This is a genomic window from Streptococcus taoyuanensis, from assembly GCF_029589235.1.
GTDB classification, from domain to species: Bacteria; Bacillota; Bacilli; order Lactobacillales; family Streptococcaceae; genus Streptococcus; species Streptococcus taoyuanensis.
In genome coordinates, this window is record NZ_JARQVW010000007.1 from 73143 (window position 1) to 93192 (window position 20050).

The following is a 20050-nucleotide window of genomic DNA, read 5'->3' on the forward strand; positions in this document are numbered from 1 at the left end:
TTTACTTTTTCCCGTACTCTCCGTAAGATCCATATCCACCATATGAACCATACTCAGCAGCTTTAATGTTAAATTTATTGAGCACTACTCCCAAGAAAGGTGTGCCTGTTTGTTCTAATTGGTCCTTGGCCTTTTGGACAGCCTTGCGTCCATTGGCACCAGATTCTGTGATCAAGACAGTTCCATCACAGCGTTGGGCGATAATCGCCGCATCGATCACGACCCCAATTGGAGGCGTATCGACAATGATGTAGTCAAAATGTTCACGCAAGGCATCCATCATCACAGTGAAGTTCTTGCTTTGCAAGAGACCTGTTGGGTTTGGTGCGACCTGTCCAGACTCGATGATATCCAAGTTTGGAAAATCAGTCGCATACAAGATTTGGTCCAATTGACTACGACCAGATAAGAAGTCGGTCAAGCCTTGGATCTTATCCCGACTACGGAAAATCCCTGTCATGACAGAGTTCCGGATATCACAGTCGACCAAGAGGGTCTTGTAACCCGCACGCGCAAAGGCAACGGCCAAGTTGGTTGAAGTGGTTGATTTCCCTTCATTTTCTTGAACAGATGAGATAGCGATGACTTTTAAGTCCACCCCACTCAATTGGATATTCGTCGCAAGGGCATTGAAGTATTCTTCTGCCTTCCGAATTTCTTGTAATTTATTTTTTGAAATTTCTAACGTATTCATGCGATCCCCAGTCTACAGTTTCTTAATATCTGGCACAATACCAAGTAAGGTTAAGCCCATCAACTCTTCGATATCTTCTGGTCTCTTGACACGATCGTCCAAGACTTCTACTACGACCATGAGAACCACCATGAGGCCTGCTCCAGCAATGAAGCCAAGAAGGACATTGCGTCGGATATTTGGTGAGGAAGGTGATTGAGGCACTTCTGCTTCATCCAAGGTCGTAACATCTGACACCTTGGTCACAGCAATGATCTTTTCAGCTGCTACATTCCGAAGGCCATTGGCAATACGAGCTGCCTCTTTTGGATTTCCGTCCTTAGCCGTAATCGAAAGGATACGAGTATCTGTTGGAACGGATACACTGATCTTTTTCGACAACTCAGCAGGTGTCATATCGAGTTTCAATTCTTCGATGGCTTGGCTCAAGACATTTTGAGAAAGAATGATTTCACGGTAGTCCTTAACCAAGTAAGAACCCGCCTGCAAATCAGAGTTTGTCAAGGCATTGTTGTCTTGGTTTTGACGACTGACCACGTAGATCCGGCTAGTACTTTGGTATTCTTTCTTGGCTAAAAAGGCACTGTATCCAAATGCTGCAATGGCAAAGACAAGAGCGACCAAAACGATCGAAAACTTGCGTTTCCATAGGGTCTTCAGCATAGCGAAAACATCAATTTCCACTGCTTGATTTTCTTGATTGTTCATTTCCTAATTACTCCTTCGTGTGGATCTCTCCACCTGTTTCCTGGTTAGATTAATTCATCCGCTAACAAGAGTTCTTGATTGCTGACAAAGAGAGCTTGTGCTCGTTGTTCTCCGTATTCTTCCTTGATCAAACGATAGGCTTCTGCCATATAAGGCGGTCGTTTATCCACATTGTGCATATCACTGGCCACAAAGTGCACCAAGTCTTTTTCTAAGAAGTACCGAGCTCGTTTTTTGAGTTGTTTTTGCTCATCCCCAAAGAGGCGAGGCTTGAGAACACTGGAACTATTGATCTGCATGTAGCAGCCCATGTCAATCATCTCTTGCACGCGCTCCTCATTTTTCTCCAAGCACTTGTAGCGCTCGATATGGGCCACCACCGGTGTCACACCTAGATGGAGCAAACGGTCCAAGGCCGTATGAATGTCCTTGTAAGGTGTTCCCATGCTGAATTCAATTAGTGCAAAGCGCGTCTCTGCCAAACGTGGAATGATCTTTTCTTCCAGTTTTTTCAAGACATCATTGGTAAAGTAGATCTCTGCCCCGTAATGAATCGTTAAATCTGGCGCGACCTCTGTTGCAATTTTTTTCACTTCTTGAAAATTTTCAGAAATCTTTTCTTCGGGAGTTTCAAACATCCCCTTGCGACGATGAGAAGTGGAGATAATGGTCCGTACCCCTTGACGATAGCTTTCTTCCAATAAGGCACGCGTATCTTCTCTTGTCTTTGGTCCATCATCCACATCAAAGACGATGTGCGAGTGGATATCAATCATTTTTCTTTTCCTTCCATTACTTTTTGAATGGTTTCCTTAGCCTTGGTCAAGCTGGCTTGATCCAACTCCATAACATAGAGGTTGTAACCAGGCATAGCATAAGACGGCAAGTCATTTCGTCCTTGACCGGTAATCGCTTGAGATGTCACCTCATAAGAACCACCCGTTTCTAACTGGGTATTGATCAAGTTCATCATAGTCGGCAACTGCATATTGGTTTGGACAGAATCTTGGAGGTTTCCGATAATCTCATTGTAGTTGCTTAAGACCTTGGTAGAGGTCAATTTTTTGATAATGGCCGCAATGACTTTTTCTTGGTTTTTCCCACGATCATTGTCGCCACCTTGAAGAGAGTAGCGTTCGCGAACAAAACCGAGGGCTTGCTCTGAATTCAAATGAACCTTTCCAACTGGGAAATGGAACTTGCCATGAAGGCTCGTGAATTCTTGGTCATTTTCCACATCGATTCCCCCTAGAAGGTCAATCAACTTGAGGAAGGAGGTGAAATTGAGACGAACATAATAGTTGAGCTTGATATCATAGAGATTCTCAAGAGTATGGATCGAAGCATCTACTCCGTAGATCCCCGCATGGGTCAACTTATCGTTCTGGTTGTTGCCACCATCTGCAATCGGTACATAGGCATCCCGTGGTGTCGTTGTCAATAGGACTTGTTTGGTCTTCCGATTGACAGTCATGATGATATTGACATCTGAACGTGAAACCGAGGTTACTGGGCCATAGGTATCGATCCCGCTGACATAGATGTTAAAGACATCCGCATTGGCAGACACCTTGCTCGTCGCTGCTACTTCTTTTCGAATCTTGTAGGAATAGATTTTCTTCAACTTCTTCGCATAGTCGGCATCTTCAGCAGCGATAGTATCTTCAAAGGTACTGTTGAGCACCATGGCAGAAGCATTCCCTTCTTGCAGGCTCTTATAGGCATCTAGATAAGTCTGTGCATCGACTACAGAAATTTCCTGACCCTTGGTCTTTTTGATATTGTCCAAGAGGGCCGTGAGATTGGCTTCATTATTGTTGCCCTTTGGTGCCACCACTTCCTTGATTTCTTTGATGTCTTTGATGTCACTGTCTTTCTTGACATAGACAGCCATCTCAAACTCTGTATAGTTAGAATGGCCATTGACATTGCTCGTCAGATTTAGCAGCTGTTGACTAGCAAACAAAACTCCCGAACTAGCCAATAAGCCGACAAGAAGCAAGACCAAAGTTGTCTTTTTGGCCTGATTTTTGATCACAAACCAAGCTGATAAGAGCAAGAGAAGAGCTAGTAGTGCAATCACGAGAACATTGACATAGCGAAAAGCCAAGATGTTATTGGCCAACATAGTATAGGTCGCCCAACTTGCAGTCATAAGCAAAAAAATAAGCAATACGGAATTAATGATTCGCAATTGCCCCCACTTATGTTCTGAACGACGACTCCGTCTCCTTTGTGACATAAATACCTCCAATTAGTCCTAATCATGTTTATTGTAACATATTTTTAGCAAAAAATGCATTAATTATCACTTTTTTGTCCATTATGGACATTTGGAAAGTAAGCGTTTTCAAAAACAAGCAAAATCCCTTGTATACTTATGCAGAGAATCCAAAAAAACCGGGTGAAACACCCGGTTTTTGAAGATCCTACAAAAGATCATCCCGCTTGACTTGCTCAAAACTTTCCTTGCCATCATTGAGCTTGTCCCAGATGACAACCTTTCCTTCTTTCAATGATTTTTGAACATCAATAATCCGCTGGTTGGAAGACCCACGGAACTGCAACATGAGGTTCCGCTTGCTTTTATCATAGCGCCCATCCACCAGGATATCAATCAGCGACAAGAGCTCCAGTTTATCAGGCGTTTCTAACATCATTTCTTCCCAAGTGTAGCCCGTCCAAGACCAAATATCTTTTTCCGGCAATTCTTTCCGAATACGTTTTACAAGGGGTAAAAGAATACCTGTATTAAGAAATGGCTCTCCTCCTAGCAAGGTTAAGCCTTGGACATAGGGTTGGGCCAGATCTTCCATGATCTGCTCTTCTAACTCTTTGGTATAGGGAATGCCTGCATTGAAAGACCAGGTCGCTACATTGTAACAGCCCTCACAGTGAAACATGCAACCTGCTACGTAGAGGGAGTTGCGCACTCCTTCTCCATCCACAAAGTTAAAGGCCTTGTAGTCGATGATGCGCCCTTGACTCAGTTCCTCACTCTTCCACTCTCCTGGTTTTGGTGTATTCCATGTCATCCTTCTAGTCCACCTCTATCCAATACCGCTCCGTTCCATTACGAACATCTTCAAATTGACCGCCATTAGCTAAAATAACAGCTCGACTGGCAGGATTTTCCGTGCTACAAGTCACCAGAGCACGATGAATGTTCTTTTCTTTAGCCACTTGCAGACCTTGATGAAGAGCTTCTTTTGCATAGCCCTTGCCCCTTTCAGAGGGACGGATGGAGTAGCCAATGTGGCCACCCTCCTCCAGGAGATATGCACTCAGGCGCAAGCGGAGATTGAGAAAGCCAACCGCTTGACCGTCTCTTGCAAAAGCGACTAACTGAACAGCAGGAACCCAACCTTCCGGAATTCCTAGCCCCATTTCCATGTCACGATTACTTTCCAACCAGGCTTCGTAAACAAAAGCTTCAGCATCCCAAAAGTCGCCGTCATGAGCCGATTGGGTCTCTTCGAACTCTGCCACCATGCTTAGAATGGTTTCTTTATCTGCTAAAGTTGGTCTACGTAGTTCCATCTTTACCTCCCCCCATACGAGAAAAGCGAGAGCGGACTCTCACTTCACAACATAAACAATCATTTTTAATAAAATGAGTTAATAAATACTGAATCAATAAGGTGACGCTTATTTATTAAACTTTTTTTAGAATCCCGTGGGAAAAATGCCTGAAACTAACAAGTTTCAGGCATCCGGAATTATTGAGACCCTAGGCTCAATAATTAGTCATGGAACTTCTTCGAAGTTCGCTGACGTCCGTACCCACCCAAGGAAAGTCTCAAAAGAGAATTTCATCTTCAATATGAAGCGAGAACTCTCACTTTTATTTTTTCTTAGCCTTTTTTAGAAATTGTTCTCTCAGGCTGGCTACTCGGTCTTTTTTATTGATTCCACCCTTTGAATGCTTCTCGTGGAATCGTTGAACCTGAGCCTTGCCTTTATCATCTAATTGGTATTTTCCCATAATGTCCTTTTCTAATCTGTCACTTGGTGTCCAGCTGATTTGATAGTGGATCCATTCATGTGTTTGACCCGTGCAGCGATTTCCTTATGACGGCCATTGACCATGGGACGAGCTTGCGGGTTTCCTAGATAACCACAGGTCCGTTTGACCACATCAACCGTTTTCGGATCGCTATTACCACAGTTTGGACAAGCAAATCCGCGCTCAGTCGGCGTGAAATCTCCTTCAAAATCACACTTGTAACAACGGTCAATCGGCGTATTGGTTCCGAGATAACCGACCCGGTCATAGGCATAATCCCAAACCGCTTCAAGGGCTTTTGGATTTTGTTGGAGCACAGGGTATTCACAATAGTGGATAAAGCCACCAGACGCACCTGCTTCAGGATAAACTTTCTCAAAATCCAACTTCTCAAATGGCGTTGGGTTCTTACGAACATCGTAGTGGAAACTATTGGTGTAGTATTCCTTGTCTGTGATATCCGGAACCTTACCAAATTTCTCCGTATCTAGGCGACAGAAGCGGTCTGTCAAGCTTTCTGACGGAGTCGAATAGATAGAGAAGTGGTAATCATACTGGTCAGACCATTCTTCCACACGCGCTTTCATATCCTTGATGATATCGATCGTGAATTGTTTGGCTTCTGAATTGTGTTCCCAATTTGGACCATAAAAGACGGTTGCGACTTCATAGAGTCCGATATAGCCCAGAGAAACAGTTGCTCTGCGATGACGGAAGAGCTGATCTACCTGGTCATACTTGCCCAAGCGTTTTCCGAAAGCCCCATATTGGTAGAGAATCGGCGCATTAGCTGGTGTCGCTTCTTTGGTGCGTTCCACCCGGTAAACCAAGGCATCTTCAGCGATGTTCATCCGTTCATTAAAGATTTGCCAGAACTTCTCCTTGTCTCCGCCTGATTCCAAGGCAATCCGAGGTAAATTGACTGTCACAACCCCTAGGTTCATCCGGCCAGAATTAACTTCCACACCATTCTCGTCCTTCCAACCTTGAAGGAAAGAGCGACATCCCATCGGCACCTTGAAGGAGCCTGTCAACTCGACAATCTTGTCATAAGACAAAACGTCTGGATACATACGCTTCGTTGCACATTCCAAGGCCAATTGCTTGATATCATAGTTAGGAGTTCCAAGTTCTAGGTTGAGCCCCCGCTTAAGGGTAAAGATCAGTTTTGGAAAGATAGCGGTCCGATGTTCCGATCCAAGTCCCTTGATTCTGATTTCCAAAATCGCCTTTTGGATTTCCCGCTCGAAGCGATTGGTCCCAAGACCAAAACCAAGCGAAGTAAAGGGAGTTTGTCCGTTTGAGGTAAAGAGGGTATTGATCTCATATTCCAGCGATTGCATGGCATCATAGATATCTTTTTGAGTCTTGCTCCAAGCATAGTCCTCCTGCTTTTCAGGAAGCACCCACTCTTTGGCATCTGCCAAGTGTTTTTGGTAGTTCTTTTCTGCATAAGGGGCCAGGACCTCATCGATCCGGTCAGCTGAGCACCCCCCGTACTGACTAGAAGCTACATTGGCAATAATCTGCGAGATTTGAGCCGTTGCAGTTTGGATAGACTTAGGACTTTCTACTTCTGCATTCCCAATCTTAAAGCCATTTCTGAGCATGCCTTCAAAATCGATCAAACAGCAGTTGGTCATCGGTGTATAAGGGCTATAGTCCAAATCATGGTAGTGGATATCCCCTTTTTGGTGGGCATTGGCTACGTGTTTAGGCAACATTTTAAGACCAATAGACTTACCAACGATCCCCGCCGTCAAATCCCGTTGCGTATTAAAGACATCGCTGTCCTTATTGGCATTTTCATTGACAACCGCTTGGTCCTTGTTGAGGAGTTTTCCAATCGTAAAGTTGATATCCGTCGCTTTTGAGCGCTCAAAATCCCGCTGAGTCCGATAAGTAATGTAGCTCTCAGCAATCGCATATTCGTTGGCTTGAAGCAATTCATGTTCAACAACGTTTTGGATCTCATAGATCTTCACGCCATTTGGAAAACGTTCCAAGATCTCTGCGATCACACGATCGACAATGGCTTCTAGTTTGGCTTCCATCACTGGAGTGAGAGAAGTCACTTCTTCTGTCGCCTTCAACAAGGCTTTATAAATTTTTTCAACATCGAATTGAACACGACGGCCATCTCGTTTTTCAACAAAAATATCCGGGGCCATTCTCAGTTTTTCTTCTCTCAAGGTGATCATACCAAACATGCCTCTCTTCATTTATTTACATACAAGTTGTATTATACCACTCCAAAAATAAAAATCAATATCTTGTGGTGAAAATTCTAAAAAACTTTCTAAAACACAAGATATTGATTTTCTTAAGAGCGTTGATAGAGTTTGAAATGACGGTATTTCTTCTCAACCAGACGATAATTTTCTTTGAGCAAGTCCTTCATATTGGAGGTCAACTCCACCTGATTGTTGACCACAATATACTTCGGTTCAGACCGATCGATTTGTTGGATCACATTGGTCCGATTTTCATTAATTCCCAGATAAGACATTGGGGTCAATAAGGCAGAAGCTGCCAAACGATCACTTTCTTGATAGAGAGTAGCTGTCGCATCCCAAGCATAAATGGTATCTTTCGACTTGGTGTGATTTTTAATGTAGCTGGCAATAGCGCTCCGTTCACTGGATTGACCAGACTGAAGCACAACATCTTGAACCACCGGATTCGCCAACAGATAGACAAGGGCTACTAGCGGTAAGAAAACTTGGCTTGTAAAGTAAGCGGCCCAAACTTCCTTGTTTTTCTTCTTCCGACCACGACGTTCGATCCCATCGTTTTCTTCCCCATCTCGTGAGAACCAGATCGCAAACAAAGGAAGAACAAATGGCAACATTGGCAACAATTGGTAAGCGCCTTGCTCCGGAAGACCAATAGACACGATGAGGACTACCAGGCTACCTGCCCATCCCATAAAGCGGAAGATCCGGCGAGCACTGCTATTTTGCTTCGTAAAGGACATCAAAAAGGCAGAGACCAGACCAAAGGCCAGCGCCAACAGTCCATAATAAATGGCATTACTGAAGGTCTGTCCATTGCTAAAATTCAAGGCATTAAAGACATAGGTTACTTGGTTAATGGCATAGCCAAAAGTCTGATTCAAAACGGTGATATAGCCAATTGGATAAAAGACGAGTGAAAAACCAAGGAGAGCTGCTAGCAGTTGATAAAAGCCACGCGCCCATCTCTTCTGCTTGATGTTAAAGGCTGTTAATCCAAGGAAGGCCAACAAATAAAACAAGGCACTGGTCATCGGATCAATCAGGAAAGCCACAGCTGCAATCGCACCATAAAGGATAAAGCCTTCATCCTTACGATGCCCAATCAAATAAGCCAAAATGAAATTCATGCTGGCAAATAGGATTGGAAGGCTAAAGAGAGTCACATAAGTCCCTCCAAAACCAAGGCCTAACACCAAGAAATAAAAGAGTAACTGGACATTCTTCGCTGTATCTTTATCAGACACCAGCAAGCGCACAACCCGATAGAGGTAAGTCCCCGCAAAGAAGAGGGCAATCGCTTGAAGGATCATCAAGATCCAATGTCCACCAGCTAAACTTCCCAACCAGTTGATTGCATAATAGAGCAGACCATTGGTTCCGTAAAAATCACCAAACGGTACTTGACCCTTGGTCATTGCCCAGCCAGCATACAAGTTTTGAGATTGTTGATTGGTTGCAAAACGGGTTAAAAATGGCACCCCGACATGCAGTAAACTAATCAAGAGACTCAACACAAAAGGAATCGCTAGGGGCACTGGACGCTTGGATTGACGACGGATCGGCTCAACTGCCACATCTGCTTCTAGCTCTTCCGTATTCTCTTCTACCTTAGATGCTTCCGCTTTTGCCGCTTCAACTCCCGCCTTACGCGAACGACGACTCATCCGACTGAGCGTTTGCTCCGCTTCCTGTTCAGATTCTTGTGTAGGTTCTGCTACTGCTTCTGGCTTGGCATCACTAATTTCCTCTGATGCCTCCATTGCAACCGGCTCCTCCAAGACTTCTGCCTGCTGGCTATGAGTCGGCTCTTCTTCACGAAAGACTGATTTATCTAGCACTTCGCGAATTTCACGTGTATCCTGAAAACTGTCTCCCACGTGAAGCCCTAACTTTTTCGAAGTCATTTCTTGCTCTTTTTCGCTCATTCTTTTTCCTTTTCTTCGCTATTCCTCTGCTCTTTCCTTTTAGAAAAAAGCCCATTATCTTCTCTAGTATACCAAATTCTGCCGACCATGTCAGCCTCTTGCCACATAGTCCTATGGAAAAAGAGTCAGGCATCTCGATTCCTGACTCTGATTTTCGTTTTTATACATTTACAACATCGGTGCGAACAATTGCATAATTTCCTTGATTAAGCTTTGGTGCCATGTAAAGCGGAAGGTATCCTCTGTAATTTCTTGAGACACTTCAAAGATATGGTCAAAGTCCTCACGAATCTTTTTCAAGGCAGGCGTCCGATACATCCAGACAGCATTTTCATAGTGATGGACCAAACTGCGGTAATCAAAGTTAATCGACCCTACAACCGCCATTTCATCATCGGCAAGAACTTGCTTACTGTGGACAAAACCAGGTGTGTACTCATAGATTTTCACACCAGCGTCCATCAGATCCAAGTATGCCCCACGGGTTACGATTTGGATCAATTTTTTATCCGGAATATACGGGGTCACGATGCGAACATCCACCCCACGAAGGGCCGCATTGCGGATATCTTCTGTCAAATCATAATCGATGATCAAGTAAGGAGTCGTGATATAGACGTAATCCGTCGCCTGGTTAATCATATTTTGATAGACTGTCTTTCCAACCTGCGACTTGTAAATCGGTTTTGGTCCACTCCCATAGGGAATGTAGAGCCCTTCTCCTTCGACCGCCTTATTTTCAATATGGTAGCGGTCAAAATCCTCGATTTCCCCACGGTTGATGTACCAGTTCATGAGGAAGAGTCGCGTTAAGGCCTTAACAGCTCGTCCATCTAAACGAATGGCACTGTCCTTCCAGTGACCAAACCGCTCAATGTGGTTGATGTACTCGTCTGCCAAATTGACACCACCCGTATAGCCGATCTGGCCATCAATGACCAAGATCTTACGGTGGTCTCGGTTGTTATAAGCCACTGTTAGACGGGGGATCACCTTGTTAAACTTATGGGCATCAATCCCCATCTTTCGCAATCGTTTGGTATAGTTCCCAGCCAAGGTTGCCATACAGCCGATGTCGTCATAAAGGAGTTTGACTTCGACCCCCTCTTTCACTTTCTGCTCTAAAATCTCTAGGATACTGTTCCACATCAAGCCCTCATCAATGATGTAAAACTCGATGAAGATAAATTTTTTCGCCGCTCTCAGATCCTCTAGTAGTTGCTCATACATCTCCTCCCCTAGAGGGTAAAAGGTTGATGCCGTCCCATTGTAGAGATCCGCATTGTGATCCATGGATAAAATCGACTTGACCAAGCCATAAACCGCCTTGCTTTCTTGCTTGAGCTCCTTACGCAACTGATGACTATTGTCCTCTCGAAACTTCATGGACTCCATATTTTTCAGCTGGATCATTTCCTTTTTGGACAAACGTCGCTCTCCAAACATGAGGTATAAAAGCGATCCAAAGACAGGAATGACGGCAATCAAGAGCCAGGTCACCTTATTTTCAGGCGGGGTATTTCGATTAACAATAGCTAAGATTGTCGACACATATAAGAGCCCAATGACTGCAACAGATAGCCAATGAGGGAACCATCTATTGAGCCAGAAGAAGGCCGCAAAGGATGCCCATAGTTCAAAGCCCATAAACAAAATACTAAATCCATATTTGGACATTAATAGACGTAATTTTCGAAAGGTCACAGCATCCTCCTTTTTTCTTTCTACTAGTATACCAATTCTTTTTACCCGTTGCAACGACCAACCAAGCCCCTTCTAGACAAACAAAAAGAGAGTGGGACAAAAGTCCTAGCCTCTCAATTATTTTTGGATTGTCGAGCAAGACGCAGTGGTTGAGCGGGCTCTACTACGCTGATTTCGTCAGCTTTTTCAACCCTACTCAACTTTGCGGAGGTAGGACGACGAAATCGAATTCTAACGAATTACCGATTTCTGTCCCACTCTCTCTTGTCTCGTCCCTTATTGCTTGGTCAGGACAATAATCCCTTGATCATCCTCTGCTTGTTCCAAGTCTTCTAGCGACAACTGATTTCCTTCGATCCGATAGCGATAAGGCTCATCTCCGATACGCATGGATTGATTGACCGGATCAATACTAACCTCTTTGGCCTCTTCTTCTCCATCAGCATCTTGCACCGTAAACGTGCCTTTTCGACCCGTCACCACCAAGAGGATCGTATTTTCCTCGTCCTGTCCACGATAACTGCCATCTATGGACACCCCTTCTTTCTGTTCTTCACTCGCTGACGTCACAGTCTGTGATGAAGCAGACGTCTGTTTGCTCGAAGTCTGTGTCGCTTTTTCTTGCTGGCTACAAGCAGTCAGGAAAAGGGCTACTGCCAAGGTCATTATAGACATGATTTTTTTCATTAAGATCGACTCCTTTCGCCATAACCGTATACCATCTACCACCAGTATACGCTAAGAAAGTCTCTAGGTCAATTGTTTACCCCTCTAATAAAAATGCCCTTACTTCCGCAATAAAATACAAGGATCCTGTCACAAATAAGACTTCATCTGAAGGACTCTGATCCATAAATTCTTTGATATAGGCCTTGTAGTCAGCTACATAGGGCAGGTCTTGTCGGTCGCCTTGTGCCACCACTTCCCCGTAATGGAAGGTCGTCAAAATCAATTCAGCTTCCGGCAATCCCGCTTGAAGCGTTTGGAGCATCCCGCTATAATCTTTTCGCTTGAGGGCTCCAAATAAAATCTTCACGCGCTTTCCTGCTAAGCTATTGGCAAACTCGATCAAGCGCAACATAGCATGAGGATTATGGGCGCCATCCAGATACACCTGGTCGCCAAACAACTCTAGACGTCCCGGCCACCGCGTCTCTTGTAAGGCCAGCTTGACCTGATCCATATCCACTTCTTGATCTTGGCCTTCCATATAGAGGAAAAAGGCTTCTAGAGCTACTGCAGCATTTTCCCGTTGGTAATCACCCTTCAAACCCAGAGACGGCAAGACAAGTTCCACACGTTCATTCCAAAAACGGTCCTGCTCTAACCCAAAATCTTTCTGGAAGGCGTGGAGAGCCACAGCCAATTGCTCCGCTTTTTCTTGACAAACAGCTATAGCATCATCCGACAAGGGACCCACAACAGCTGTCTTGCCCTTCTTAAAGATTCCTGCCTTTTGCTGGGCGATTTCCGCAATCGTCCCTCCCAGTGTTTCCTGGTGATCCAGGCCAACCGAAGTGATCACTGCGATCTCTCCCGTCACTACATTGGTCGTATCTAGAAGCCCTCCGATACCAACTTCCAGCAGGACCACGTCTACTCCTTGTTCCTTAAAATACAAGAGGGCCATGAGGCAGATAATCTCAAAATAAGAGAGTTGATCCTGAGTTTGGAGTAGGGTCTGCTCCATCTGCTGCACCTCTTGACCGATCCGAGTAAAATCTTCATCCAAAATTGGCTGATCCCCAATACAAATCCGATCATGGATACTGATCATATGAGGAGAAGTAAAGGTTCCAACTTTCTTCCCATGAGCCATCAACAATTGGCGCAGAAAGGCGATCGTCGATCCCTTCCCATTGGTTCCTGTCACATGAAGGATCGGGTAAGCCTTATCCGGCCTCCCTAAAAGGCTCACTGCCTGCTCCATACGATCCAGTCCCGATCGAAAATTCAGACCGATCCGACTATTCATCCATTGCTCAATCTTATTCACATCTTCCTCCTAAAAGAAAAAAGCGACAAAACCTCTTCTGACGTTTGCGCTCCTTTCTTTTGTAGTTATTTCTTTCTCATTTTTACAGCAGGTCCATCGGACTTCCTGCTTTTTCTTGCTTCTTAAAGCAGGGCTAAAAACATCCACCGGATGTTTCAACTCTTTCTAGTTTCTAGGAGTTGAGGTGATACAGTCTCCCAGACTTACCAGCTCTCTCGTATTTCAAGGAGCTGGGCTAAAAACGTCCACCGGACTTACTTGCGGTCTTTGTTTCTAGCGCAAGGGTAAAAACATCCCCCGGACTTACCAACTCTTTCTAATTTCTTGGAGTTGGGGTAAAAACATCCACTGGATGTTTTTACTCCTCCATAAAGCTGTTGAAGACTTCTTCGATCATATCCCATTCTGCATCTGAGTCTTCTGGGATTGGTTGAAGGTCGCCTTCTGTTCCGTCTTCGTTTTCTGTAAATGAATAAGCTTGGATTTCAACTTCGCCGTTTTCATCTTCTTCTGCATTTGCAGGGATCAAAAGGACATAGTTCTTTCCAAATTCTTCTTTGCCATCAATGGTCAAAAGAATTTCAAACAAGGTTTCATTTCCTTGTTCATCCACCAATGTAATTAATTCACGTTCTTCATGGTCGTGGTTATGATCATGTGCCATACTATTCTTCCTCGTTTTCTTTCTAAAAATTGCGATCTAAATAATTTTGTAAAATAAGCTGCGCTGCTAACTTATCAATAACTTTTTTACGTTTGCTACGGCTAATATCTGCTTGCTCAATCAACATCCGCTCTGCAGCAACTGTTGTCAACCGTTCATCTTGGTAGTCGACTGGCAAGCCAAACTTTTCAGCAATCATCGTGCCGTAAGCCTGACTGGCTTCCACACGTGGTCCGCTGGTATTGTTCATGTTTTTCGGCAAGCCCACAACAAAACGGTCTACCTTGTATTGAGCTACTAATTCGGCCAAGCGCTCCAAACCGAATTCTTTTTTGTCTTCATCGATTTGGATGATTTCAAGACCCTGAGCTGTAAAACCGAGAGGATCACTCACAGCAACCCCGACGGTCTTTGAGCCAACATCCAATCCCATAATTCTCATTAGAGGTCTATTCCTTGCCCTTTCAAATAATAACGTACCAATTCTTCCACGATCTCATCTCGTTCATATTTACGAATTTGGTTCCGTGCATTATTATAACGAGGTACATAGGCAGGATCACCACTGAGTACGTATCCTACGATTTGATTAATTGGATTGTAGCCTTTTTCATCCAGTGACAAGTAAACATCTTTCAAGGTCTCGCTAATTTCCTTACGATTTGAATCATCAAGATTAAAACGTACTGTTTCATCTGTAAATCCCACAAAAACACCCTCTTTCCTTAGAATATTACTATTATACCATAATCAAGAGTTTTCCACAACGGTCAAGCCCTTGATTTTACAGCTTTTTCAAGCATTTTTGAGCTATTTTAGCTAAACTGTTTTTTATTTTTGCTCACTTGCTCCAGCATTGATAAGATTGTCCGCAAATTGACTCGGTGTCAACTTCAACAACTCTGGTAAGTGATTATTTTTGAAGTAGGTCATACCTTCGGCCTTCTTCACATCCATCGCTTCAAAGTCATAGGTGATCGTCACCTTATATTCATTCTCATTTTCCAAGGTCAAATCAGCTGTGAAACCTGGTACTGTCAAAGCTTCCTTAAAGGCATCATCCTTGTTAAAGGATTCTCTCAACTGCTTTTGTGCTTCCTCTACTCCAACCTGTTGGATCCCTTTTTTCATCTCCTCATCGGTTGCCGTCACATTGATGGTCTCCAATTTTTTAAAGGTATTCCCCACATAGGTGACGATTTGCGTCTGTTGTGTCCCCTTGTCATCTTTTGGAAAGACAAAGGTTCTAGTGATGACTTTATTTTCTTCAGCTTTTTGCAGGATACTCTTATTATCCTTTTGCAGTTGCTCTGCTTTTGCTTGGATTGCCTTTTGTTCACTTGAATTTGGCGTTTTCGCTTGTTTTTTTTGACCACATCCCGTCAAACACAAGGTAAGCGCACCCAATAAGAAGATTTTCCTTTTCATTTTCCATTCCTTACTAGTTATTGTTTTCTAAAATATTGTATCATAGATTTGGTAAAATGGCGCAGTAAACTGCTTTTCATTCCGATTTTTAACAAGAAAAAATCAGAAACAAATTGTTTCTGATTTTCAATCACTTTAAAGAGCTGCACGCATCCGCGCTTCTGCATTTTCTACATTTCGAACTGATCGTGGCAAGAAGGCACGAATATCGTCTTCTTTGTAGCCCACTTGGAGACGTTTGTCATCTACCAAGATCGGACTTTTAAGAATACGAGGTGTTTCCATGATGATGTCAATGACTTCATTGACACTCAAGTCTTCGATGTCCACTCCTAGATTTTTAGCGTATCGATTTTTTGAAGAGACAATACTTGCCACTCCATTTTCAGTCTTTGTAAGGATATCCAATAATTCTTCTTTGGTGATCCCTTCCTTACCGAGGTTTTGTTCTTTATAAGTTAGCTGGTGAGCGTTGAGCCAAGTCTTTGCTTTTTTACAGCTGGTGCAACTTGACACTGTATAAATTTTAATCATGCATGCACTCCTTTCGCCACACGATAATACTATCGTATTAAATTATAACACAAAAACCATCAGTCTAGCGACCTATTTTGAAAAAAATTAATCTTCAATTTCAATCGCATCATCTAAATCTAGAGTTACTTCTTCTACGACAGGAGCTGCTTCTTCAGTTTTATCAAGGGTTTTCACTGCTTCGTCTTCTTCGATCAAACCAAAATGAACCCGAACCTTATGGTCGATTTCGTCAAAAATTTCTGGGTGGTCAGCCAAGAATTTCTTAGCATTTTCAGATCCTTGACCAATTTTTTCGCCGTTATATGAGTACCACGCACCCGCTTTTTGGATGATATCCAAATCTGTTGCAATCTTCACCAATTCACCTGTACGTGAAATTCCTTCTCCGTACATGATTTCAACCATGGCTTCTTTGAACGGTGGAGCTACCTTGTTCTTCACAACCTTGATCTTGGTTTCCTTACCAACGTTGGTATCTTTTTGGTCCCCAGTCCCCTTGATTTGAGTATTTCCACGAACATCTAGACGGACAGAAGCGTAGAATTTCAGGGCACGACCACCAGGTGTGGTTTCAGGGTTCCCAAACATGACCCCAACTTTTTCACGCAATTGGTTGATAAAGATAGCAATGGTCTTGGTCTTGTTAATAGAAGCTCCAAGCTTACGCATCGCTTGGCTCATCATCCGAGCTTGCAAACCAACGTGGCTATCCCCGATATCTCCATCGATTTCCGCACGAGGTACCAAGGCCGCAACAGAGTCGACAACCACCAAATCAACCGCACCAGAGTCGATCAATTTACCAGCAATTTCAAGTCCTTGTTCCCCTGAGTCTGGTTGAGACAAGAGAAGTTCGTCGATATTGACTCCGAGAGCTGCTGCATAAGATGGATCCAAGGCATGCTCCGCATCGATAAAGGCAGCAATGCCTCCTTCTTTCTGTGCTTGCGCTACTGCATGGAGGGCAACGGTTGTTTTACCAGATGATTCTGGACCATAGATTTCGATGATCCGACCTTTTGGATAACCACCAGCACCCAAGGCAATATCAAGCGCCAAGGAACCAGAGCTCATGACTTGTACTTTTTGCTCTGCACGTTCGCCCAAACGCATGATCGATCCCTTACCAAAGTCTTTTTCGATCAATTTCAGGGCATCATTGAGCGCTTTTTCACGCTCATCTCCAAATTTCTTAGAGATATCATCTAATTTTTTCTGTTTTTTCGCCATTCTTTTCTCCTATGTTTTTACTATACAGGAAATGCATGCAACTCACCGACGTTTTCCGTCATTTGAAAGGCACATTTCCCATCCATTTTTAGAATTATTCTTCATTTGGCACAAGCTTCATTATACCAAATTTTCACCATTTAATACAGCCAAGCGCACCAAATTAAAGGCATGAAGGACTGCAATTTCGCGGACATCCGCCCGGCTACGTCCAGCGATATTGACTTGGACACTATCCACTCCATTTGGAGTCGCAAGTCCGATAAAGACTGTCCCTGCTGGATGCCCTTCTAGACTATCTGGCCCCGCAACTCCGGTTAGGCTAACACCATAATCGGATCCTGTTAACTTACGGGCCTGTGAAGCCATGGCTTGAGCTGTAAAGTGAGACACCACTCCATGTTGCTCTAACTCTTGAGCTGGAATAGACAACATCTTGCTTTTTTCTTCCAGACTATAGGTGACAAAACCACCTGCAAAGATGCTGGACGCCCCTGAAAAATCTGCCAGAGTCCCTTGGAAAAGGCCAGCCGTCAGGCTTTCTGCAGCTGTAATGGTCTTACCAGTCCGTTTCAAGAGATCAAAGGCCACCTTGGCCATCGAATTATCATCCCCATAACCATAAAACAACTTATGCAAGGGTTGATGGTCCAGGGTATGGCGTGATAAGATTTCCTTTTCTAAGACATCGAGCTTAGCATCCGCTGAGGCTTGATCCTTCGCCTTTGTAGACAGACGCAAGGTTACTTCTCCCGTCTTGGCATAAGGAGCCACCGTCGGATCACTCTGCTTTTCAATGATATCGGCTAGGATCGTAACCAGCTGGCTTTCCCCAATCCCAAAGAAGCGCAAGACTCTTGAAAAGAGCTCTTCCCCTGTCGTCAAATGAGGCACCAATTGTTCATTGACCATGGGTTTTAACTCACTTGGTGGGCCAGGTAGAACGACATAGGTCACACCATCAACTTCAATCAAACCTCCAACCGCGAGACCTGTACGGTTTTGAAGAGGGATTGATCCTGCGATCATTTGTGCTTGTCGCTCATTATTGGTCGTCCGGACATAATCAGGGCGACTCGCAAAGAAGGTGTCAAGTTTGGCAAGCGCTGTCGGATCAAAAACCAGTTCTTTCCCTAAAAACTTAGCAAGGGTTTGCTTGGTCAAATCATCCTCTGTTGGACCAAGTCCACCGCATAAAATCACCAAATCACTGCGCTTTGAAGCTGCCTCAATGGTCGAGAAGAGACGACCTTCATTGTCTCCTACCGCCACATGATAATAGACATCAATCCCTAAACTAGCTAATTTTTCAGACAAGAATTGAGCATTGGTGTTCACAATTTGTCCTGTCAAAATTTCCGTTCCAACTGCAATAATTTCCGCCTTCATGGTGCCTCCCACTTATACTATTCGTAATTTTCATTTCATTTTAACACAATTTCCTAAATTATTTAAAAAACAGATTGAAGATAAAGTCCATTTTGGACAACTTTCTTCAATCTTTTTCTTTTAGAGTATAAAGTAAAAACTCTTAGAAATATCATTACATCAGCATTCCTAATAGTTTTAACTATGTGGTAATCAACTTCTAAAGGGCTATTTTCTATTGTTGATAGAGCTTATCTCTATTCTGAAGCAACCATATCGAGCGGTTGCTTTTTTCTTCTTTCTTGATCTAAAAGCCTTCTTCTGGCTCTAATTCTTGTTGTTTCCCCTCATTTTTTGTGATACAATAGCATCAATTTATTTCTAGGAGGATGAGATATGGTTTCTACTATTGGTATTATAAGTTTATCTAGTGGGATTATCGGAGAGGACTTTGTCAAGCATGAAGTGGACTTGGGGGTCCAACGACTCAAAGACCTGGGACTCAATCCTATCTTTTTACCTCATTCACTAAAAGGCTTAGACTTTATCAAAGAACATCCTGAAGCTCGTGCGGAGGATTTGATTCAGGCATTTTCTGATGATAGCATCGACATGATCTTATGCGCCATCGGTGGAAACGATACCTATCGTTTATTGCCCCATCTTTTTGAAAATGACCAACTACAAAAGGTTATCAAGCAAAAGATTTTTCTTGGCTTCTCGGATACGACCATGAACCATCTCATGTTGCATAAACTAGGAATCAAGACTTTTTATGGGCAATCCTTTTTTGCAGACATTTGTGAATTAGACAAGGAAATGTTGCCATATAGCCGCCACTACTTTAAAGAATTGATTGAGACTGGAAAAATCTCAGAAATTCGCCCTAGTAACGTTTGGTACGAGGAACGGACTGATTTTAGTCCCAAGGCTCTGGGAACACCTCGTGTTAGTCATGCAAATACAGGTTTTGACTTGTTACAAGGCAATGCTCAATTCGAAGGGGAAATCCTCGGTGGTTGTCTTGAGTCTCTCTATGATATTTTTGACAACTCTCTACACGCAGATAGCACAGACCTCTGCCAAAAATACAAACTTTTCCCTGACTTATCCGACTGGGAAGGAAAAATCCTCTTGCTAGAAACCAGCCAAGAAAAGCCTAATCCTGAAGACTTCAAAAAGATGTTGCGGACTTTAAAGGAAACTGGTATATTCGAGGTCATCAGTGGACTCTTGGTCGGAAAACCTATGGATGAAACTTTCTATGACGACTATAAAGAGGCACTATTGGATATCATTGATAGCAATATCCCGATTGTCTATAATCTAAATGTTGGACACGCAACTCCAAGAGCAATTGTCCCCTTCGGAGTCCACGCCCATGTAGATGCAACGGAGCAAGTCATTCGCTTTGACTATAACAAATAGAGAGTGGGACAGAAATCGGTAATTCGTTAGAATTCGATTTCGTCGTCCCACCTCCGCACAGTTGAGTAGGGCTGTAAAAGCTGATGAAATCAGCGTAGTAGAGCCCACTCAACCACTGCGTCTTG

Annotated in this window: 20 protein-coding genes; 1 reads left to right on the top strand and 19 read right to left on the bottom strand. The window is 43.6% G+C overall.

Translation table 11 applies throughout. The annotated features are described in order from the left end of the window. Position 1 precedes the first annotated feature (1 nt). From P5Y91_RS06055 to P5Y91_RS06145, 19 genes are all read right to left on the bottom strand, one after another. Entirely contained in the window at positions 2-694 is a 693-nt protein-coding gene (locus tag P5Y91_RS06055; RefSeq protein ID WP_021154082.1) for a tyrosine-protein kinase, read from the bottom strand. Positions 695-706: 12 nt separating this feature from the next. Next, complete coding sequence (locus P5Y91_RS06060) at positions 707-1402, bottom strand: Wzz/FepE/Etk N-terminal domain-containing protein (RefSeq protein WP_023919869.1); 696 nt, start codon at positions 1400-1402, stop codon at positions 707-709. A gap of 44 nt (positions 1403-1446) precedes the next feature. Next, on the bottom strand, positions 1447-2178 hold the full coding sequence (cps4B, locus tag P5Y91_RS06065) for a capsular polysaccharide biosynthesis protein Cps4B (protein WP_277839162.1): 732 nt from the start codon (positions 2176-2178) through the stop codon (positions 1447-1449). After that, complete coding sequence (gene cpsA, locus P5Y91_RS06070; RefSeq protein WP_118396272.1) at positions 2175-3644, bottom strand: LCP family glycopolymer transferase CpsA; 1470 nt, start codon at positions 3642-3644, stop codon at positions 2175-2177. The genes cps4B and cpsA overlap by 4 nt, the downstream gene beginning before the upstream one ends. A gap of 187 nt (positions 3645-3831) precedes the next feature. Continuing rightward, positions 3832-4437, bottom strand: a complete 606-nt coding sequence (gene nrdG / locus P5Y91_RS06075) for an anaerobic ribonucleoside-triphosphate reductase activating protein (protein WP_024055169.1) — start codon at positions 4435-4437, stop codon at positions 3832-3834. Positions 4438-4441: 4 nt separating this feature from the next. Continuing rightward, on the bottom strand, positions 4442-4942 hold the full coding sequence (locus P5Y91_RS06080; RefSeq protein ID WP_118396270.1) for a GNAT family N-acetyltransferase: 501 nt from the start codon (positions 4940-4942) through the stop codon (positions 4442-4444). A 304-nt stretch (positions 4943-5246) separates the two neighbouring features. After that, entirely contained in the window at positions 5247-5387 is a 141-nt protein-coding gene (locus P5Y91_RS06085; protein WP_024055167.1) for a hypothetical protein, read from the bottom strand. Between the two features lie 11 nt (positions 5388-5398). Further along, positions 5399-7609 (bottom strand): anaerobic ribonucleoside-triphosphate reductase, encoded by a 2211-nt coding sequence (gene nrdD, locus P5Y91_RS06090; protein ID WP_024055166.1) that lies wholly within the window; start codon positions 7607-7609, stop codon positions 5399-5401. Positions 7610-7731: 122 nt separating this feature from the next. Next, positions 7732-9570 carry an MFS transporter gene (locus P5Y91_RS06095; RefSeq protein WP_049515848.1) on the bottom strand — a complete coding sequence of 613 codons (1839 nt, stop codon included), beginning with the start codon at positions 9568-9570 and terminating at the stop codon, positions 7732-7734. Positions 9571-9738: 168 nt separating this feature from the next. Further along, positions 9739-11274, bottom strand: a complete 1536-nt coding sequence (gene cls / locus P5Y91_RS06100; RefSeq protein ID WP_049515846.1) for a cardiolipin synthase — start codon at positions 11272-11274, stop codon at positions 9739-9741. A 276-nt stretch (positions 11275-11550) separates the two neighbouring features. Continuing rightward, positions 11551-11961 carry an SP_0198 family lipoprotein gene (locus P5Y91_RS06105; protein ID WP_049515005.1) on the bottom strand — a complete coding sequence of 137 codons (411 nt, stop codon included), beginning with the start codon at positions 11959-11961 and terminating at the stop codon, positions 11551-11553. 76 nt (positions 11962-12037) lie between these two features. Continuing rightward, positions 12038-13270, bottom strand: coding sequence for a bifunctional folylpolyglutamate synthase/dihydrofolate synthase (locus tag P5Y91_RS06110; protein ID WP_118396266.1), 1233 nt, complete (start codon positions 13268-13270; stop codon positions 12038-12040). A 358-nt stretch (positions 13271-13628) separates the two neighbouring features. Next, positions 13629-13934, bottom strand: a complete 306-nt coding sequence (locus P5Y91_RS06115) for a DUF1292 domain-containing protein (RefSeq protein ID WP_003001941.1) — start codon at positions 13932-13934, stop codon at positions 13629-13631. Between the two features lie 22 nt (positions 13935-13956). Then, complete coding sequence (gene ruvX, locus P5Y91_RS06120; protein WP_003014525.1) at positions 13957-14376, bottom strand: Holliday junction resolvase RuvX; 420 nt, start codon at positions 14374-14376, stop codon at positions 13957-13959. Continuing rightward, positions 14376-14642, bottom strand: coding sequence for an IreB family regulatory phosphoprotein (locus P5Y91_RS06125; RefSeq protein WP_003002070.1), 267 nt, complete (start codon positions 14640-14642; stop codon positions 14376-14378). The genes ruvX and P5Y91_RS06125 overlap by 1 nt, the downstream gene beginning before the upstream one ends. Before the next feature lie 123 nt (positions 14643-14765). Then, positions 14766-15362, bottom strand: a complete 597-nt coding sequence (locus tag P5Y91_RS06130) for an SP0191 family lipoprotein (RefSeq protein ID WP_118396264.1) — start codon at positions 15360-15362, stop codon at positions 14766-14768. A 135-nt stretch (positions 15363-15497) separates the two neighbouring features. Further along, on the bottom strand, positions 15498-15896 hold the full coding sequence (spx, locus tag P5Y91_RS06135) for a transcriptional regulator Spx (RefSeq protein ID WP_003009108.1): 399 nt from the start codon (positions 15894-15896) through the stop codon (positions 15498-15500). Between the two features lie 87 nt (positions 15897-15983). Continuing rightward, positions 15984-17129 carry a recombinase RecA gene (gene recA / locus P5Y91_RS06140; RefSeq protein WP_003002082.1) on the bottom strand — a complete coding sequence of 382 codons (1146 nt, stop codon included), beginning with the start codon at positions 17127-17129 and terminating at the stop codon, positions 15984-15986. 120 nt (positions 17130-17249) lie between these two features. Beyond that, on the bottom strand, positions 17250-18518 hold the full coding sequence (locus P5Y91_RS06145) for a competence/damage-inducible protein A (protein ID WP_277839163.1): 1269 nt from the start codon (positions 18516-18518) through the stop codon (positions 17250-17252). Positions 18519-18893: 375 nt separating this feature from the next. On the opposite strand from P5Y91_RS06145, the gene P5Y91_RS06150 reads away from it, so the two are divergent. After that, positions 18894-19925: a S66 family peptidase gene (locus P5Y91_RS06150; protein WP_118396260.1), complete on the top strand. Its 1032-nt coding sequence runs from the start codon at positions 18894-18896 to the stop codon at positions 19923-19925. Positions 19926-20050: the final 125 nt, after the last annotated feature.

Excerpts from the sequence above, each read along its gene's own strand:
- P5Y91_RS06055 (WP_021154082.1), bottom strand. The coding sequence starts at position 694 with ATGAATACGTTAGAAATTTCAAAAAATAAATTACAAGAAATTCGGAAG.
- P5Y91_RS06060 (WP_023919869.1), bottom strand. The coding sequence starts at position 1,402 with ATGAACAATCAAGAAAATCAAGCAGTGGAAATTGATGTTTTCGCTATG.
- cps4B (WP_277839162.1), bottom strand. The coding sequence starts at position 2,178 with ATGATTGATATCCACTCGCACATCGTCTTTGATGTGGATGATGGACCA.
- cpsA (WP_118396272.1), bottom strand. The coding sequence starts at position 3,644 with ATGTCACAAAGGAGACGGAGTCGTCGTTCAGAACATAAGTGGGGGCAA.
- nrdG (WP_024055169.1), bottom strand. The coding sequence starts at position 4,437 with ATGACATGGAATACACCAAAACCAGGAGAGTGGAAGAGTGAGGAACTG.
- P5Y91_RS06080 (WP_118396270.1), bottom strand. The coding sequence starts at position 4,942 with ATGGAACTACGTAGACCAACTTTAGCAGATAAAGAAACCATTCTAAGC.
- P5Y91_RS06085 (WP_024055167.1), bottom strand. The coding sequence starts at position 5,387 with ATGGGAAAATACCAATTAGATGATAAAGGCAAGGCTCAGGTTCAACGA.
- nrdD (WP_024055166.1), bottom strand. The coding sequence starts at position 7,609 with ATGATCACCTTGAGAGAAGAAAAACTGAGAATGGCCCCGGATATTTTT.
- P5Y91_RS06095 (WP_049515848.1), bottom strand. The coding sequence starts at position 9,570 with ATGAGCGAAAAAGAGCAAGAAATGACTTCGAAAAAGTTAGGGCTTCAC.
- P5Y91_RS06105 (WP_049515005.1), bottom strand. The coding sequence starts at position 11,961 with ATGAAAAAAATCATGTCTATAATGACCTTGGCAGTAGCCCTTTTCCTG.
- P5Y91_RS06115 (WP_003001941.1), bottom strand. The coding sequence starts at position 13,934 with ATGGCACATGATCATAACCACGACCATGAAGAACGTGAATTAATTACA.
- ruvX (WP_003014525.1), bottom strand. The coding sequence starts at position 14,376 with ATGAGAATTATGGGATTGGATGTTGGCTCAAAGACCGTCGGGGTTGCT.
- P5Y91_RS06130 (WP_118396264.1), bottom strand. The coding sequence starts at position 15,362 with ATGAAAAGGAAAATCTTCTTATTGGGTGCGCTTACCTTGTGTTTGACG.
- spx (WP_003009108.1), bottom strand. The coding sequence starts at position 15,896 with ATGATTAAAATTTATACAGTGTCAAGTTGCACCAGCTGTAAAAAAGCA.
- recA (WP_003002082.1), bottom strand. The coding sequence starts at position 17,129 with ATGGCGAAAAAACAGAAAAAATTAGATGATATCTCTAAGAAATTTGGA.
- P5Y91_RS06145 (WP_277839163.1), bottom strand. The coding sequence starts at position 18,518 with ATGAAGGCGGAAATTATTGCAGTTGGAACGGAAATTTTGACAGGACAA.
- P5Y91_RS06150 (WP_118396260.1), top strand. The coding sequence starts at position 18,894 with ATGGTTTCTACTATTGGTATTATAAGTTTATCTAGTGGGATTATCGGA.